Below are 17,720 nucleotides of genomic sequence, written 5' to 3'. Positions count from 1 at the left end.
CTTGTCCAAGCGGTTGATTGGAGTGGAAGACGAAGACTCCTGCGGGAAGAGCGTGTTAGGTGAGACCCCGCAGGCGAAGCTGAGGAGGCTCACCAACCGCCCGCGGAAAGCGAAGTCTTCCACGGAAATCAATAGCGGTATTTAGAGACCAACACTAAAATACACTTCCATTAGATAGAGGTTTTTTTGTTGTTCCGGTATGTTATTTCATCTTATTCTGTCTGTATTTCGATTGCCTCCTCAATGGGTCTATCAAGACATTGAAGGAATAAAGTGGAAATGATATAGTATAATAGGTAAATAGTTTGAAAATTTTGTAATATAATTGTAATCAAAAGCATCATTATTCAGGGAGGGATATTTATGAAAAAACAGCTCCTCCGGCTGCCCCTTCAATTCATCCTGACGTGTCTGGGTCTATTCCTATTCAGCGGGGCCGGGTCGCTGCTCATGTACGATCATGAACTTGTGATACATATCGCTAAATATATTCATACACTGCAACTGGTCGGAAAGGACCTGCTCGATCCGGGTTCCATATTTGTACAAGTTGAAGCGGACGGGAAGGAGTATCCGATATTCCCGATGATGCTGAAACTGTTCGGCTACTCATTCCTGCTGCTGGTGACGGCTTTTTTCATTGCGGCTGTGAGTGCTGCCCTATTAAGCTATCTGGCCATGCTGCTCCCCCGCAGGGCCCACCGGTTTTTTCTGAGGATCCTCGAGCTGCTGGATTCGCTGCCGGATGTGCTCGTAGTTGTGTTCCTGCAGTTGTTCATCATCTTTCTGTTTAAGAAGACCGGCATTCTTTTTTTCGATATCTATGCCCTCGGGGAAGAGAGGATCTATATGCTGCCGATCTTCTGTTTAGCGGTGATGCCGGTTGCGTTTCTCGTTAAAAATTTCTTGTTCCAGCTGCGGGAAGAAGGAGATAAACCGTACGTGGAATTTTCTTTTTCCAAAGGGTTCTCGAAGGCTTATACACTGTGGGTACATCTGTTCAGGAACGTGTGGGTCAGCTTCTATTATCATATCAAGCCGATATTCCTGCTGATGCTCTCGAATCTGTTAATCATTGAAATTCTGTTCAATATCAATGGTTTCATGGTGGCGATGCTGTCGACTGCAGTCAGCAAGCCGAGTGCATTTTTCATCGGGATGCTGATGGTGTATATCCCTTTCTTCATCTTATTCAGCCTTGGTCAGCTTTTATTGACAAAATATACGGGCATCCATGAGGAGGCGGAAGCATGAGTGTATTCAAACATATTCGATTTTGGATTCCGATCTTGATCCTGCTTGCCATGATCATCGGGAGTTACCTCGTCCCTGTGCTGAATCCTGACTTTCTCGAATCAGGACCGGCTTATATGAAAGATGAGGAAACTGGCAGGGTGACTGCGGCACCTGTTTATTCCATTTCCGAAATGCCGCCGCTCGGGAGTGACAAGCTTGGAAGGAATCTATTCATCATCCTGTTGGCAGGTGCTAAATACACGCTGTTATCGGCAATCGTCATCGCCTTATTAAGAATGACGGGCGGATTTATCACGGGTGTGCTGTATGCCTTTCTACCCCGCTGGATCCGGACAGGGGCAAAAGGACTGTTGGACACATTTAATTTCATCCCGCTTGCCATCGTTGTCTATATACTGCTGTATCCGCTCCAGCTTGCATTCGCGGGAGGGTCGCTTCCCTCCTTCAGGTTCCTGATGATCGAGGTGATCATGATCGCCCTGATAGTCATCCCATCTCTCGGGATGTATGTCGGACAGGGGATGCATGATTTCCTGAAGCAGGATTTCATATCGGCTTCGAGGACGATGGGAGCCGGGCGTTTTCATCTGATCCGGAAGCATTTGTGGCCGTATTTCAGCCGCCAGTCGATCGTGCTGTTCTCGGAACAGCTCGCTCAGACTCTCCTTCTTCTTGTGCAGCTAGGAATCCTGCATATTACATTGGGAGGATTGATCACGGAAAACTTCGGGGTCATGGAGTTCATCCCGCAGTATTTCTCGGTGACCAATGAATGGGCCGCCACGATGAGCATCAACATCCAGCAAGTCTTCAACAAGCCGATGCTCCTGCTCGCACCGCTGCTGTTTTTTGCGGTATCAATTTACTGCGTGAATCAAATCAGTTCCGTTCTGAGGCAGGTGCTGATCGAAGGGCAAGCGGTCAAAGCCGGGTCTGTTGAAAAAGGCGGCCGCGGGCAAGCTGCCCTTTCTAAGCAGAGTGTCGAGGATTTTCAATTCACTGCGGGGAGGGAGAGGGATCATCGTGAAACCGTATAGACTGCTGACTGCTTTGTCACTCTCCATCCTCTTTCTTCTGTCAGGCTGCCGGGTCGTCCTGGTCGATGAAACACTAAAACAAGCAGAAGGTGAACCCGAACCAAAAGGAAAAGAGCCGATTTCGCTGCAATCAAAAGTCCAGTTCAGCAAGGATAAACTGGTTTTCCGCGGAGAGACGGATCTCCCCCAGGGGGCGGTTATCGAAGCGAGCTTGACGGAATATCCTGACACGGTCACCTTGCAGCAGGTCATGAATGCGGAAGCGGAGCCACTTGGTGAGACGAAGGTCTCCGAAACGGGTGAAATCGGGGAAGACGGGACCTTTTTGATTGTCATGAAACGAAGCGCCCCTCAGAAGAGATATCAGGTATCCATCCAATTCAGGCCGGAGCTGCAGCCGCCGGCGGTGAAGGATCAGTACGGGGAAAAAGGTGAAAACATAGGCGGGAGCGAAGGTGTTTTCAACTATGAACTTGATCAATCGGAAATGACCGGAATCGCTTTATTCGCCCCCCTTCCGAACCTTAATGACGGAGGATTTTATCAAGGGAAATGGGATCTGAATGAAAGCCAGGAAAAAGCGCGTCCTTCCTTGTGATTCATGCAAAAAAGACCTGTGCGACGAAGCACAGGTCTTTTTTGTATAGATCATCCTGTCATGATATCCTCCTTCGGATATCGGATCTTCTCTTTGTCAGGTCTCGACAGCGAGAATGCAAGCGTCAGCGGCCCGAGTTTTCCGATGAACATGACGATGATGATGACACTCTTCCCTAAGTCTGTAAGAGATCCGGTAATCCCCATCGACAGGCCGACCGTGCCGAATGCAGAGACGATTTCAAAAAGGATCGGCAGGAATTCGGCGCTTTTTTCACTGATGTTCATCACGAACAGTGCGCTGAACACGAGGAATACACTCATCATCGATACAGCAAGGGCTTTGAAGATATGGAACTCACTGATCGTGCGGCGGAACAGCCGGATTTCACGTTTTTCTTTTAAAAATGCAAAGACACTCAGCGATATGACAATGAAGGTTGTAAGCTTGATGCCCCCTCCTGTGGACGCGCTCCCCGCCCCGATGAACATGAGGAGGATCGTAAGGAAAATCGAATCCCGCTCCATGACTCCATAGTCAAGCGTATTGAATCCGGCGGTCCGCGGTGTCACAGCTGAAAAATAAGCCGCCTGCACTTTATCGAACAGCGACAGATTCGCGAGCGTGTGGGGATTGTTGTATTCAAGGATGAAGAGAATGATCATCGCTGCCGTGTTGATGATCAGCGTTCCCCACAGCATGATTTTAGTGTGAAGAGACAACTTTTTCAGCGATCTCTTTTTATAAAGATCGACCAGAACAGTGAACCCGATACCGCCGATGATGAATAACAGCGAAATCACAAGATTCACGACCGGGTTCCCCGCGTATCCCATCAGACTGTCCGCCCAGATGGAGAATCCTGCGTTGTTAAATGCAGAGATGGAGTGGAACAAACTGACGTAAAGTCCCCTGCCCCATCCATATTCCGGCACCCACTGTGTCGCCAGCAGGACGACGGCGGCCGCCTCCACAGTAAAAGAAAAGTAAAATAAATATTTCACGAGTTTAATGACGCCGCCGACCGAAGTCTGATTTAACGCCTGCTGAATCAGCAGTCTCTCCTTGAAGCCGATTTTCTTGCCGATCATCATGAAGATCAGGACGGCAAACGACATGATCCCGAGCCCGCCGATCTGGATCAGGCACATGATGATGACTTCACCGAACGTGGTAAACACACTGCCCGTGTCCACAACAATCAGCCCGGTGACGGTCATGGCTGAAACCGATGTGAACAGTGCGTCGAGCATCGAAATGCCCTCCTCTGTCGCAAACGGCAGCTTCAAGAGGAACATCCCGAGGATACTGAAAAAAATGAACGTGACCACCAGCAGCTGCGGCGGGGTCCAGGGAGTGATCTTCCCCTTCATCTTTTATACACCTTCTTTTTCAAAGCGATTGATATCGCGGTTATGACCAATCACAATCAGGAGGTCCTCCTTTTGGATGACTTCATCCGCGGACGGCGAGACGATGACCTCGTCACCGCGGTGGATGGCGATGATATTGCAGCCGTACTTCGCGCGAACATCCAGCTCGATCAGATTCTTCCCGGCGACCTTCCTGGTTGCTAGCACTTCGACGATACTATGTTCTTTCGATACTTCGATATAATCGATGATTTTCTCAGACGTGATGTGATGGGCGATCCTTCTCGCCATATCTCGTTCCGGATGAATGACCTTATCCGCGCCGATGCGATCCAGCACTTTCTGATGGTAAGCATTCGATGCCTTGACCCACACCTCTTTGACGCCGATTTCCTTCAGCTGGAGCGTCGTCAGGATACTCGCCTCGATATTTTCACCAAATGAAACGATGACATGGTCAAAATTTCTAAGTCCAAGTGACTTCAGCACCGATTCATCCATCGCATTCGCCTGCACGGCATGTGTCGCAATATCCTGGAACTTCTGGACGACTTCGTGGTGGATATCGATCGCAAGCACCTCCACATTGAGCGCTGCCAGCTCCTGTACAAGATTTCCCCCGAACCGGCCCAAACCGATGACTGCAAATTGCTTCTTCATGATGTACACCCTCCAAAACCTTTTTATTAGCTTAACCAATAGATGTTATTCAACTCCGCTCCGAACAGAACAGCGGCAATCGAACTTAAAAAACAGCACAAAAAGACCACAAGGAATACACCCTGTGGTCATCATTTTTTGATCACGAGTATCATCCTCTCCCATTACGCTTACGAGGTTAGCTGACGGATTCGGGCGATGGAAGTAGCCCTACCTCAAGCCGCAAACAAGGATTCCCCTTTCAGCATGGGCGCACCGGCCTATGCCTTTCAGATCAAGAACCTTGCAGCGATGTGGATTCACCCCTGTGACTCGGGTCCCCCGCTTCAAATTGAATTAAGCGATAAAGAATATTTGTTTGATGTTAGTTATCATACTCCCCGTACCGTGAGTTGTAAATATGTTTTTTGTAAAAATTTCTGCCCTTCAATTGGAAGGGATTTTTCATACACCGGGAGGTTTCCAATTCATTTTTATGGGGAAAAGCCTACATAAGTAATGCTAGATAAGTACCAGAAGGGAAGTAGGAAAATGGCTGATCTTTCAACGATCATTTCTAACGATACAAATAAAAACAATCAAAGCTCGTCTGACATCAAGCCCTGGATACGTGGTTTTGCACGGGTAGGATATATCGCAAGGGGCAGTGTTTACCTGATGATCGGGGCGCTCGCACTGATGGCCGCGTTCGGGGCAGGCGGAAGCATGTCCGATTCCAGCGGGGCGTTCAGTGCGGTTGCACAGGCTCCTTTCGGTGAGGTACTTCTGTGGATCGTCGGATTCGGGATCATCGGCATCGTCATGTGGAGCTTCATCGAAGCAGTCAAAGACCCCGGACATTCCGACGGTTTGATGAAATCGGCATTCAGGAGGCTCACCCATGTCATTAGCGGAATCATCTACAGTGCACTTTCATATAATGCATTCATGATCGCGATGCATGCCAAGAGCGGATCGGGCTCCGGGTCCAAACAATCCATCTCTGCTAAGCTTTTATCACAGCCGTTCGGTCAGTGGATCGTCGGCATCGTCGGCGCCATCATCATCGGCTTCGCTCTTCATGAAATGTACATCGCCGTAACTGGAAAGTTTACAAAGCATTTTAAGCGGCATGAAATGTCTGACAAAGAATGGAAGTTAGGCAGTAACGCCGGAAGAATGGGATTATTCTCGCGTGGATTCGTCTTCCTATTTGTCGGTTATTTCTTCATCAAGACGGCCATCACCGCAGACCCCGATAAAACAAAAGGACTCGACGGCGCCCTCTCAAAAATCGCCCAGCAGCCATACGGCCAGTGGATACTGGCCGTGGTCGCGGCCGGATTGTTCCTTTACGGGGTGTATCAGATTTTAAAGGGGAAGAACCGGCATTTGAGTATGTATTGATAATATGGATTTTCACACAAAACAGAGCCCGGGCTTTCCCGGCTCTGTTTCTTTTTGGTCAAAATATAGTACAATGTGAAAGGAATTAAAACGCACCGGATTATTAGACCATGATGAAGGACTGAGGCAATTGGGCTGGCTGGCACTTACGATAAAAGAAATCATCGAGAATCATCTCAGCGGAAGTGCTGTCCTGATCGCCTTATTCAGCGTAGGGGTGAACATTGTCATCAGTGTTGCCGGCTTCCTGCCCAGTTTTTTCATCACGGCCTTGAATATTTCATATTTCGGCCTCGAAACAGGGATCCTCCTCTCCATCATCGGGGAATCCCTCGGTGCGGTCGTGAGTTTTGTCCTTTATCGGAAAGGGATGTCGGTGGCGAAACTCGATAAAATATCGGAAAACCGCTATTTTTTAAAACTCAAGCAGGCAGAAGGAAAGGAATGGATCTTCCTACTCTTTGTCTTTCGGATCTTCCCTTTTGTCCCTTCAGGGGTCGTGACGGTCGCCGCTGCATTCAGCAGCATCTCAGCTGCTGCTTTCACCGTGGTGAGCACTGCGGGGAAAATTCCTGCACTCCTGCTTGAAGCTCTGATCGTTGTAAATGTGATTGAATCATCAAGGGGAACGTGGATCCTATTGGGGGCGGCAGCATTGCTGGGGCTCGGTTATGCCGCTGTCCGGTATGGACATTTGAGGGGGGAAAAATGAATAATCGGCCGGACCCAGCTTGGGTGCGGCCGATTTTTTGTGTTGGTGGAGTGTACCTGGTACAGGGTGGTGGTTTTGGACGTGGTACACGGGGGCTTAATTGTACCTGGTACAAATCGGACACGATGTACCTGGTACACGAAGGCGACCGGTCCTGTGCTAGGCACAAAACGGGTGATTTGTGCCTGGCACCCAATCAATGGATCTTGCCCTGTAATCGAATAAAACACGCCCCCCTCTTTTCATCCTCCAAACGTTTCCCCCTCAGACCTCACCCTTTTAAAATCAGCAGCTTTTAACTCGTCCTTTTTCTCCACAGCTTCCCCATTATATTTCTCCCTGAACTTTTTATAAAAATGGGAGTGGCCAGACGTTGCACGAACGTATCCCTCGATCATGAGCGCGACGGCGAACATGGCGCTCGCAAAGAAGAGGATCGGGGTGAGCGGCACCCACGGGGCCCCCTGCAGGTAGCGGAACGAGTCACCGATCAGCCCTGACCACTCATTGGTGCTGGACTGCGGCGGATCGGGTACGAACGAGTAATCGACGTCCGTCCCCCCGACGAAGAGCTTCAGCAGTCCGAGGTGGATGAAGATGACCAGCGTCTGCATGATCTGCTGACCGAAAAGGACGACAAGCTTGTCTTTCAGTGATGGCAGGATATGTTTGAAGATGATCCTGAATTTACTTGCTCCCAGTACTTTCGCGCTGAGGATGAATTCTTCCTTGTACACCATCGATACTTCATTTCCAAGCAGTGACGAAAGGATCGGCACGATGAGGACGGTCAGGATAAGAATCTCAATGATAAAACGTTCCGTCATCGTGGTCGGAAAGCCATTGAACGGCTCCCACAACACCGGATGCAGCAGGAAGTAAGCGATGATGGACAACGGGATATAATGAAACGAATCGATCGTCCCGTTGATCGATTTTTTGAACCTTTGCAGATAGGTGCCGAGGACAAGTGCAATCGGCAGGGAAATGACGACTCTCAGGAAGGCGATGATGAAGGAAAGGATCAGCGTGTATTTCGCGCCGATGAGAATCTTCCCTAACATATCCAGGCCAAGCGGATCGGTGCCGAACGGATAATTCCATTTTGGCGAGATCGGCGCCGACTCCACCGGGAATCCATTTTCAGAAATAAAATAAAGCCGCCTTACCTCATCATCCCAGAGGATGGTATAGAGAAAGCTCGCCAGGATCAGCAGGAACAAATACAAAAAGCCGCTGAGGAACATGGGATTCTTCCATATACTTCGTTTCATCATAATTCCTCCCCTCTGTTTGCCTTACGGGACAGCACGAACTCCCCGATGTTGTAAAAAAGGAAAAGAGGGATGAAGATGCTGAATAAAGCGAGCGTGAATAATGTCGGCTGCAGCGTCGACATAAGGAACCGGGTGATGCCCGGAATATTGAACAGCAGCTCGATGACGAATAGATTCGACAGCATGAACCACACCGTTTTCTTAGACTGAAAGAATACGGAAATGACAGCATTCCGCAGGATATGTACGATCAAGATGAAAAATTTCCCCAACCCGATTGATTTGGCAAGCTGCACGTAATCCTTCTTCTCTTCCTTCTCAAACGTCATGATCGTCAAACGGTACAGCTGGATGGACGGCAGGATGGCGAGCACCAGGATCGGGAGAAGATAAATCCTTTCCTCATAAGTGGCGGCAATCCCCACGACGACCTGTCCGGATTGTTTATAGTAAGCAAGGATGGCAAGCTGCAGAATCAGGATGATGAGAAGATCGGGCAGTGACTCCAGAAGATAGAACCCGAATTTGATAGACTGTCTGATTTTCTCCGAGAACATCATGGTGAGGATCGTGAGGATGACGGCCATAAGCATGGCCAAAAAGAAGGACGAAAACAAGACGGTCAGTGAATACTGGATCGGCTCCCACAAAAATGGGAACAAATCGCGCTCTTTCTGCCCGCCGATCACTTTATATGTAAGCTCGGATGGGTGGATGATGGCATACAGAATCTCTTGGATCGTCGTCCAATAGGCGTGCCAGTGCACCTCCTTGGCAGCAAGTCCGGAGATGAGCACCGGCAGGCCGCCCATCAAGATGATTCCGGCTGCAGATAAAATAAAATTTTTGATTATATGTAGCAGTTTCATTGCAAACCTCCCTATTAACTCCATCATTAGTAAAATTATACCAAAAGATAGATTGATTGGAAGGAAAAATAAATAAGGCAGGCCGCCTGATGAGGCTGCCTGCCCGTTTTATTTTACACTGAACAGTTGTTGGGACCTGTCTCCATACTCTGCTTTTCATCAGGATCGGGGTGGGATTTCCCCATATTCGTCTTCCGGATTTCTTCGTGGCTGTTCGGCTGCTCAGGAAGATTATCCGTGACCATATGACGGAATTCCCCGGCATCATCCACGTTCAGTTTTTTATTTTTTTCGTAGAGAGCGTTCAATTTGTCCGACACACTCCCGTCCTCATTCAGCTCGCTCATCTCACCAAAGTGGGACGGAAGGACGGTCAAATCACCCGCCAGATTCTTGTAGCGGTCGTACAATGTTTCCCTCAGGTCTTCCACCCAGTCTTCAGCCTTCCCGGCAAGGTCCGGCCGGCCGATTGATTCGACAAACAGGATATCACCGGTGAGCAGGAATTCATCGTTCACGATGAGGCTCGTACTGCCGATCGTGTGGCCCGGTGAATAGAATGCCTTGAGAGCCGCCGCACCTGCTTTAATTTCGTCGCCGTCCTTCAGCGGATTGTACTCGAATTCCACCCCTTCATCATCTTTATCGGGAAAATAGTATTCGGCATCGTACTGCTTGGCAATTTCACGCCCTCCCGAAATATGGTCGGCATGAAGATGCGTATCGATGACTGCTTTGATTTTCAGACCCTGTTCCTCAACGAAGTCTGTGTAAAAATGCGTCATCCGGTTGGGATCCACGATGACCGCTTCCCCGTCAGATTCGATGATATAGGATAAGCATCCTTTCCCGAGACGGACAAATTGATAGAGTGCCCCGCCTTCCCCGGGCAGCTTGCTGATCTTGACCGGTTCGAGATGCTCGCTCCAGCCGTTCATCCCATCGACCACATGGGTTATTTCAGAGACGCCTGCTTCTTTCAGGATCTCCACTCCGTCCTGCGATGAAATCCCTTTCGCGCACACGGCATAAATCGGTCCTTCATCCGGCAGCTTCTCCTTCGCTTTTCCGGGATCCTGTTTGATCTCCTTCAAAGGGATATTCATGGTGGTGACAGACTTTCCTTCAATCTTCCAGTTTTCATAATCGTCTTCCCCGCGCACGTCCAGGATAAAGACTTCTTCATTTTTCATGATTTTTTTTACTAGATCTTTTACTTCAAGTGGTTGAAGTGACATGGTTGTAATCTCCTCCCAATGATATGTTTATATATCATATATACCCTGTTCCGTATTTACCAAACGTAAGATTGTAATGGAAAAACGATTCTTTTGACAGATGTGATAGTGTATTGTATCGTAATTGAATCCCGACTATTTCAATGTGCTTTAATATGAAATTGTTCCGGCCGCTTTTAAAGGAATGTGCGGAATGCTCTAAATAGAAGATTCTTATGGAATCCATTGGGGAAAACTAACATATAAAGGAGGAATTTTATGAAAGCGATATGGAAGGGATACCTCGAAACATCCCTTATTTTAAAAATCACCGTGGCTCTCGTGCTCGGTGTGATTGCCGGGCTCATTTTCGGAAAAGATGCGTCCGTCCTCACACCGCTTGGCGACGTCCTGCTAAGGCTCCTTAAGTTCGTCATCCTGCCGCTGATCCTGTTTACGCTGATTGTCGGGGTCAACCAGACAAACGTGAGCAGTCTCGGCCGCATGGGTGGAAAAATGTTCTTATACTATGTTCTTACTTCTGCACTGGCGATCATCGTCGGCATTGCCGTCGCCAGTCTGTTCAATCCGGGGACCGGGATGACGCTCAATACGGACGAATCGTTCAAAGTACCTGAAAACCCGGGACTCGTGAGTGTATTATTGAATATCATCCCGGAAAACATCGTGACTGCTTTTTCAGAGTTTAACCTCCTCGGGATCATCTTCACCGCCCTCACCTTTGGGATTGCGATCTCGTGGCTGCGATCGAGTGAACAGTTTCATGAATTGGGTGAGCATGTGTACAAGCTCGCTGAAGGATTGAATGAAGCGGTGCTTGTGATCATGAAAGCCGTCCTGCAATACGTTCCGATCGGGATTTTTGCCATCATGGCAAATACGGTCGGGAATCAAGGCTTGGACACACTCGTATCGCTGGGCAATATGGTGCTCGTCCTTTACGCGGCGATAGCCGTTCAGATTGGACTCTATATCCTGTTCATGATCTTCTTCAAGATCAGTCCGGGGAAATTTTTCAAACAGGCACGCACGCCAATGATCACTGCGTTTGTCACACAAAGCAGCTCAGGGACGCTTCCGCTGACGCTGGATGCCGCGAAAAATCTTGGCTTGTCAAAAAGCCTGTACGGCTTCAGCCTTCCGCTCGGGGCAACGATCAATATGGACGGGGCAGCGATACGCATTGCAGTCTCCGCCGTTTTTGCTGCAAATGTAATCGGTGAACCGCTGACGCTGACGGAGATGCTTGTCGTCGTGTTGATCGGGACACTCGCATCGATCGGGACTGCCGGGGTTCCGGGCGCCGGTATCGTCATGATCGCCACGGTCTTTGCACAGCTCGGCCTGCCGATGGAAACCGTGGCGCTGTTGACGGCCATCGACGCTCTTGTCGGCATGGGGGCAACGGCCCTGAATGTGACAGGTGACCTTGTCGGGACCGCGATCATTGATAAGACAGAGAAAAAAGAAGACCGTTCCACTTAAGTAAATGTAAAAAAGCTTGCAGAAATTGATTCTGCAAGCTTTTTTTATGAAACATGATGACGTTCCCAGCCTGAATCCTGATCGGCGAACAGGATCCCGAGTTCGTGGTGATCCCCTTCGTACAGCGCGCCCTGTTCAAACCGGTTTTCCCCGTTCGTGCCGAGGACCTCGAGTTTGCAGTAGGCACCGTTTTTCTGGAGGGCTTCATAGAATCCCCTTTCCGTATTCACGTCTGTTCCGTTCACTTTTAAAATGATTTCCCCGATACTGAGTGACAATTTTTCGGCCGGTGTACCTGGAAGGATTCCGAGGATCATGACGCCTTTCGACTGCCTTTTGTAATAATAAGGCTTGGAATCTTCGGCGGATCGGTGGCGATATATGAGCCAGGCTCGGCCCAGGATCGCGATCACTCCTGCTGCCACTGAAAACATCGGTGCCCAGAAGCCCGTGACTGCAAGTGTCAGGATGAAGGCTCCGAGCCAGAATACATGAGAGCCCATTTGCTTGATGGCGACCTCGGGCAGGGTGCTTTTCACAAGCTGCTGAAAACCGAGCAGGAATGGGACGCACAGCAGCGAATAACTCTCTGTGCCGAGTGTGAACACCGGCCACCAGTCGAATGGCAGTGTCAGATTGCCTGTCGGAAGCAGCACGAACATTGGCACCAGCCAAAGCTTCTTGCTTTTGTGGACCCCGACTTTCAGTCCCCTCTCACTTTTGATCAGGCGCGGGGAAGTATGTTTCCATCCGTTCAGTTTGATTAGGATCCCTTCAATAAGGGTAAGAACCCCCGCTAGGACCATGACCGAACTGAGGAGCCCTAGATTCAAATCTTCCAAATACGTATGTACAAAAGGTATTTCCAAGTCAAAATAATGGACCGTTACAAGAAGGAAATAAGAAAATCCGGTAGTGATCGCTGCAGACACAAGATGAAAATTCCTTGTGAGTGCAAAGAGCACACTCAAAGCACCAATGAGCGTCAGGGCAAACACCGGGATGACCAGCCCCGCTCCTATGGTGATCAATGAAAATACCAGCCCGACTGCGATTCCATACGATAAAAGGACACGCAGATCATTATATCCATCCAGAAGCCGCGTATGAAAATCCCTTCGTTCCCTTTTCACGCGAAAATAACCCGTCATAATTGCCAGCAGCACCGATAAAAATAATACCGGATGCAGAATGAATTTACCCAAAGCCTTCAAGACGTCCAGTAACCAAACCTCGACCAATGAAACGTCACCCCCTCTTTTAAACTGTTATCTATTATTTTATCAAAATCCCCCTCCAAAACCTATTGCAATTTTATTCTGATTCTATTACAACCGGAAATCCACGCGGGGAATTTCCCGGATATACGCAAAGCCTTCGGTTATTTCGACAGCAAACCCGATATTTTCCCGGGAAATGATGTCGGAATTTCTCCCCTATGTAAAAATCAGCCGGGAAGGAGAAATCTCCTCCGGCTCATTCTTCTACTGGATATATTGTGTCCAAAATTGTTTGAACACGACAAACGCAAAGCCCAGATAACCGTACGGGAAATCGTCCTCAATTTCTACGTGATACATGGCTTCCCTCCTTTATGCGCGTTCCCCAAGCCACTCTTTCAGATGTTGGGAAATGCTGTTTTTTATCAAGCTTGCATGCCCGCCTTCCACCAGTTCCAGGTGCGTGTCACGGCTGGAAACGAGAGTCATCAGCGGGGACGAAATATCGCTGGGGACCATTTGATCGTACCTTGATGAAATCATGTACATATTCGAAGTGATATTCTTCAAATCGACCGTTTCCCCGCCGAGCTCGAAGCCTCCATTCAAAAGGACATTCCTTTTCACAAAGTACTCGGTTATATCCAGTGCGAAAGCTCCTGTCATCGGGATATGGTCGTTGGTCCACTGATTGAAACGATACCAATAATAGGCATGCCCCGGATCATAGGATTTCGTCAACAGGGACAGATAGGGTGAAAAATAGACCGGGGAAGTCAACAGACGCATTCCTGCTTTCATTACGTGAGCCGGTATCGTCCCGCTCTGTTCAATCAGCGGTCTGAAATCCAGCTCCCCGCTTTTCAGCGCTTCAATCCATTCGCTGAATTCCGGCACCGACTGAAAATCGACCGGTGTGACGAAAAGGAGCAGGTTTTTCACGATGTCCGGCCGCAGGGATGCATAGATGGCTGCAAGCGTCCCACCCAGACAGAAACCGGCAAGGGACATCTTGGCTTGCCCGCTGTGCACCAGCATCTGTTTTATCGCCTGATCAATGTACTGAAACAAGTATTCTTCGAGACCGATGGAACGGTCCTCCTGCGACGGTGCTCCGAATTCAAAAAGGTATACATCATATCCTTCCTCGAGGAACCCTCCGACCATGCTGTAATCCTTAGTCAAATCGAGAATGCTCGGTTTGTTGATCGGTGAATACAGCAAGAACATCGGGATCTTGCCGTTGGGTTCTTCCTGCCGGTAGTGCCAGAGCGTGCATGTCCCCTTTTTCCAGATAGCCTCCCTAGGGAAGTTCGGTTTCCATTCCTCATTCATTGAGATCGTACTGAAAAACCCTTTCCACCGCTCTATTTCTTTTAGTAAGTCCAGATTATCTTCCATTCGCTTCACCCCCCTTAGCTGACATGTTCGATCAGCATTCTTTGATTGAGAAATTCGACAAACAGCAGCACAAAAGTCAGGATTTGAAGAATACTCATGATCGTTTCCGTCACCGTTTTGTATGCTTCAATGACTTCCCTCTGATTGATTTCGGCTTTGATTGCCTGATTGATCTCAAACTCGGCACGCGTCCCCGCAACCTTTAATTCTCTATACCATTCATCCATTCTTCATTTCTCCTTTTATGCCTGGGCGGATATTCCGCCGTCCACGATTAGAATATGGCCATTCACATACTGAGAGGCAGCCGATGAAAGAAAGACAGCAATCCCGCGCAGGTCTTCTCCTTCACCGAATCGTTTCGCTGGGATATGCTGCATGATCGCATTCCCCTGCTCTGCAAAAAGCTGTTTGGTGATTTTAGTAGGGAAGAAGCCCGGCGCAATCGCATTCACCTGGATATTATGAGAGGCAAGTTTAACGGCAAGATCCTTTGTAAGCGTGATGACCGCACCTTTACTAGCATTGTAAGGAACGGTGTCCATCAGCCTTGGATCCGTACCCCCAAAACCTGACACCGATGCGATATTGATGATCTTTCCCGACTTCTGCTTCACCATCACCTTCGCCGCTTCCTGCGAAAACAGGAACGTCCCCTTCACATTCACATCCATGACCTTGTCCCATTTATCAGCAGGCACATCCAAAAACGGACCCGCCCACGAAGTCCCGCTGTTATTGATCAAAATATCAATCCTGCCAAACTCTTTCACTGTTTCTTCTATTATATGGACGACATCTTCTTTTTTCGTGACATCACAGGAGAAAGCAAGAGACTTCACACCCAGTGCCATCAGGGAATCCCGCACTTCTTCGCAGGCTGCCAGATTCCTAGAGCACACTACAACATGCGCACCCGCTTCACCCAGGCCAAGCGCCATCTCTTTCCCGAGGCCCCTTCCGCCTCCCGTCACAACCGCCACTTTTCCTTTTATATCAAACATGTATTTGCCTCCTTTCTATTAAAATTGTTTCACTCTATATAATAGATTTTGGTTGAGAAATAGTGCATAGATTCACGGGTGGATGGGTAGAAATGATTGATTTGCCTGTGATGGGGAGAGGATGGGAATGAGTTGTGGGTGAGTTGGGGGTGCCTGGCTCGATTTGGGGGTTTTGAGCCTGGCTCAGATTGGGGTGTTTGAGCCTGGCTCGCGGGGGATGGAGCGGTTTTTTATTTGGTGCCAGGCACAATCGGGTGGTTTTGTTCCTGGCACAAATCACCGGTTTTGTGCCAGGAACAGCCGATGGCCACCGGTTTTACGGTTGTGTACCAGGGTACAGGATCCGCTTTTTTGTACCAGGTACAATCGGCGGGCAGTATACCAGGTACACGAAGCAGTCATTGTACCAGGTACAATCAAAGCTCCCTGTACCAGGTACACACAAAACGCACAAAAAAACCGCCTCCCCAAAGGAAGGCGATCATCCCAACTTACTATTCCGACCCTCTCGCTGCCTGGGCCTTTGCGATGCGGTTTACGTATTCGATGGCGGCTTGGAGCTGGAGGTCGTTCTTTTCGTTTTGGATTTGCTGGTAGATTTCGGCCTGCAGGTGTTCGGCTGTTTTGCTGTCGATGATGCCGTTAGAGTCGAGACCCTGCTGGATTTGGAATTCCTTGACGGCCTGTTCTGTTTTCTTGCTGTAGTAACCGTCGGAGCGGTCGAGCATGAATCCGAGGCCTTTCAGCATTTCCTGTGCATTTTTCACCTGCTCGTTGTTCATTTCGGGCTTCAGCGGTTTTTCGATTTGAAGCGGGTGGGCGTAGTAGTAAGCCGGCTGCTTCACTGCGACGTCTGGTCTGATCCCTTTTTTGTGGATCCAGTTTCCGTTCGGTGTGAGCCATTTGTACATTGTCAGCTTGATGTTGCTGCCGTCTCCCATCGGAACGGCCTGCTGGACGGTTCCTTTTCCGAAGCTCTTTGTCCCGATAAGCGGATAGCCTTCCGTTTCCTTGAGTGCCCCGGCAAGGATTTCGGAGGCGGATGCGCTTCCTTCATCGATGAGGACGACGACCGGATAGGCTTTCTTTTCTTTTTTATCAGAGAAGGATTTCATGACTTCGCCGTTTCGTTCCTGGATTTGGATATAAGGCTTCTTCCCTGTGACGAACTCCTGAAGGATCTGTTCGACGCTGGATAACAGTCCGCCCGGGTTGCCGCGAACGTCGATGACAAGTCCCTTCACCTTATCCTTTTCGAGTTCTGCCAGCTGCTTCTTGAAGTCTGCGGCGGTGTTTTCAGAGAAGGTGGTGATCTGGATATAGCCTGTTTTGGTTCCGTTCACTTTTTTCACATCCGAGTGGACGGTTTCGACCGGGATCTCATCGCGTTTGACGGAGACTTCGATCGGTTCGGAGACGCCTTCCCTCAGCAATTCCAATTTCACTTCGGTTCCTTTTTTCCCTCTTATCTTAAGAGTCGCCTCATATAAATCGAGGCCGTCGATGCTGCTGCCATCGATTTTGACAATGCGGTCATTAGGTTTCAGCCCAGCTTCTTCTGCAGGTGAATTTTTAAAAGGTGCAACGATGACCAGTTTCCCGTCCATCATCGTGACCTCCGCCCCGATCCCTTCGAAGGAAGAGTCGAGCGCATCGTTGAACTGTGAAGCCGTCTCGGCGTTCATGTAGACCGAGTAGGGATCATTCAGGGTTTTCAGCATTCCCTGGATGGCCCCTTCCACTAGTTCCCCTTTATTCACGTCCTGAAAAAATTTCTCGCTGATGAGGTCATAGGCCACTTCCACTTTGTGGAGTTTGTCAGCGACATCCCCGTTACCGCTGTACTCTGTGAGCTCGTCCCCTGAATTGCCGAAATCAAACAGGGTGAATCCGCCGTACATTCCGCCTGCCCCGATCAGCATGCTGATCAGGATTGTGATGATAAGCTTTCTGCCTTTCAACTCCATATTTCCCCCTCCAACTTGTTGTCATGGCTGATACGAAAAGCGCCGGCATGCGCGAGGGATGGTTTGTCCTTTTATCAGCCGCGGGCTGACTGCCTGTCCGGGGCAAACACATCCTGAGTACCTTAATCGAGCCGGACACTCACCATTTTTTTATAAAAAAGACACCGCACAAAAACGCGCGATTCCGCGGTGCGATGTCTTTGCTTATTAAACTATATGCCGGAGGGGGACGGGTT

16 protein-coding genes and 1 riboswitch are annotated in these 17,720 nt (G+C 49.2%); of the genes, 6 read left to right on the top strand and 10 right to left on the bottom strand.

Annotation, left to right across the window (positions count from 1 at the left end; translation table 11 throughout):
- Nucleotides 1–363 precede the first annotated feature (363 nt).
- The 3 genes from AS034_RS17750 to AS034_RS17740 are packed head-to-tail and all read left to right on the top strand — an operon-like array spanning nucleotide 364 to nucleotide 2,892.
- A complete protein-coding gene (locus AS034_RS17750; RefSeq protein WP_058299599.1) occupies nucleotides 364–1,254 on the top strand; it encodes an ABC transporter permease subunit in 891 nt (296 codons plus the stop codon).
- Complete coding sequence (locus AS034_RS17745) at nucleotides 1,251–2,294, top strand: ABC transporter permease subunit (RefSeq protein WP_058299598.1); 1,044 nt, start codon at nucleotides 1,251–1,253, stop codon at nucleotides 2,292–2,294. The genes AS034_RS17750 and AS034_RS17745 overlap by 4 nt, the downstream gene beginning before the upstream one ends.
- Nucleotides 2,281–2,892, top strand: coding sequence for a hypothetical protein (locus AS034_RS17740; RefSeq protein WP_058299597.1), 612 nt, complete (start codon nucleotides 2,281–2,283; stop codon nucleotides 2,890–2,892). The genes AS034_RS17745 and AS034_RS17740 overlap by 14 nt, the downstream gene beginning before the upstream one ends.
- Nucleotides 2,893–2,942: 50 nt before the next feature.
- On the opposite strand, the gene AS034_RS17735 is transcribed toward AS034_RS17740, so the two are convergent.
- Together AS034_RS17735 and AS034_RS17730 are read right to left on the bottom strand one after the other, a co-directional pair.
- Entirely contained in the window at nucleotides 2,943–4,265 is a 1,323-nt protein-coding gene (locus AS034_RS17735; RefSeq protein ID WP_058299596.1) for a TrkH family potassium uptake protein, read from the bottom strand.
- A gap of 3 nt (nucleotides 4,266–4,268) precedes the next feature.
- Nucleotides 4,269–4,925: a potassium channel family protein gene (locus AS034_RS17730; RefSeq protein WP_032086677.1), complete on the bottom strand. Its 657-nt coding sequence runs from the start codon at nucleotides 4,923–4,925 to the stop codon at nucleotides 4,269–4,271.
- Nucleotides 4,926–5,076: 151 nt separating this feature from the next.
- Nucleotides 5,077–5,278: riboswitch (cyclic di-AMP (ydaO/yuaA leader) on the bottom strand.
- Nucleotides 5,279–5,456: 178 nt separating this feature from the next.
- Here AS034_RS17730 and AS034_RS17725 point away from each other — a divergent pair.
- Both AS034_RS17725 and AS034_RS17720 read left to right on the top strand, forming a co-directional pair.
- Nucleotides 5,457–6,311: a DUF1206 domain-containing protein gene (locus AS034_RS17725; RefSeq protein ID WP_058299595.1), complete on the top strand. Its 855-nt coding sequence runs from the start codon at nucleotides 5,457–5,459 to the stop codon at nucleotides 6,309–6,311.
- 130 nt (nucleotides 6,312–6,441) lie between these two features.
- A complete protein-coding gene (locus AS034_RS17720; RefSeq protein WP_058299594.1) occupies nucleotides 6,442–7,023 on the top strand; it encodes a VTT domain-containing protein in 582 nt (193 codons plus the stop codon).
- 242 nt (nucleotides 7,024–7,265) lie between these two features.
- Here the strand turns inward: AS034_RS17720 and AS034_RS17715 are convergent, their stop codons facing one another.
- The 3 genes from AS034_RS17715 to AS034_RS17705 form a co-directional block, all read right to left on the bottom strand.
- Nucleotides 7,266–8,297 carry an ABC transporter permease gene (locus AS034_RS17715; RefSeq protein WP_058299593.1) on the bottom strand — a complete coding sequence of 344 codons (1,032 nt, stop codon included), beginning with the start codon at nucleotides 8,295–8,297 and terminating at the stop codon, nucleotides 7,266–7,268.
- Nucleotides 8,297–9,169 (bottom strand): ABC transporter permease subunit, encoded by an 873-nt coding sequence (locus tag AS034_RS17710; RefSeq protein ID WP_058299592.1) that lies wholly within the window; start codon nucleotides 9,167–9,169, stop codon nucleotides 8,297–8,299. Before AS034_RS17710 ends, AS034_RS17715 begins: the two co-directional genes overlap by 1 nt.
- A gap of 113 nt (nucleotides 9,170–9,282) precedes the next feature.
- Nucleotides 9,283–10,407, bottom strand: a complete 1,125-nt coding sequence (locus tag AS034_RS17705) for an MBL fold metallo-hydrolase (RefSeq protein ID WP_058299591.1) — start codon at nucleotides 10,405–10,407, stop codon at nucleotides 9,283–9,285.
- A gap of 258 nt (nucleotides 10,408–10,665) precedes the next feature.
- On the opposite strand from AS034_RS17705, the gene AS034_RS17700 reads away from it, so the two are divergent.
- Entirely contained in the window at nucleotides 10,666–11,892 is a 1,227-nt protein-coding gene (locus AS034_RS17700; protein WP_058299590.1) for a dicarboxylate/amino acid:cation symporter, read from the top strand.
- A gap of 44 nt (nucleotides 11,893–11,936) precedes the next feature.
- Here the strand turns inward: AS034_RS17700 and AS034_RS17695 are convergent, their stop codons facing one another.
- From AS034_RS17695 to AS034_RS17675, 5 genes are all read right to left on the bottom strand, one after another.
- Nucleotides 11,937–13,133, bottom strand: a complete 1,197-nt coding sequence (locus tag AS034_RS17695) for a PDZ domain-containing protein (protein ID WP_058299589.1) — start codon at nucleotides 13,131–13,133, stop codon at nucleotides 11,937–11,939.
- A 351-nt stretch (nucleotides 13,134–13,484) separates the two neighbouring features.
- Nucleotides 13,485–14,513, bottom strand: a complete 1,029-nt coding sequence (locus tag AS034_RS17690; RefSeq protein ID WP_058299588.1) for an alpha/beta fold hydrolase — start codon at nucleotides 14,511–14,513, stop codon at nucleotides 13,485–13,487.
- Nucleotides 14,514–14,527: 14 nt separating this feature from the next.
- Nucleotides 14,528–14,740, bottom strand: coding sequence for a hypothetical protein (locus AS034_RS17685; RefSeq protein ID WP_058299587.1), 213 nt, complete (start codon nucleotides 14,738–14,740; stop codon nucleotides 14,528–14,530).
- Between the two features lie 15 nt (nucleotides 14,741–14,755).
- Nucleotides 14,756–15,517 carry an SDR family oxidoreductase gene (locus AS034_RS17680; protein WP_058299586.1) on the bottom strand — a complete coding sequence of 254 codons (762 nt, stop codon included), beginning with the start codon at nucleotides 15,515–15,517 and terminating at the stop codon, nucleotides 14,756–14,758.
- Nucleotides 15,518–16,011: 494 nt separating this feature from the next.
- On the bottom strand, nucleotides 16,012–17,478 hold the full coding sequence (locus tag AS034_RS17675) for a S41 family peptidase (protein WP_419184993.1): 1,467 nt from the start codon (nucleotides 17,476–17,478) through the stop codon (nucleotides 16,012–16,014).
- Nucleotides 17,479–17,720 lie beyond the last annotated feature (242 nt).

It is taken from the genome of [Bacillus] enclensis, from assembly GCF_001456935.1.
Lineage (GTDB): Bacteria > Bacillota > Bacilli > Bacillales > Bacillaceae_B > Rossellomorea > Rossellomorea enclensis.
This window is presented reverse-complemented; position numbering and strand designations above follow the sequence as displayed.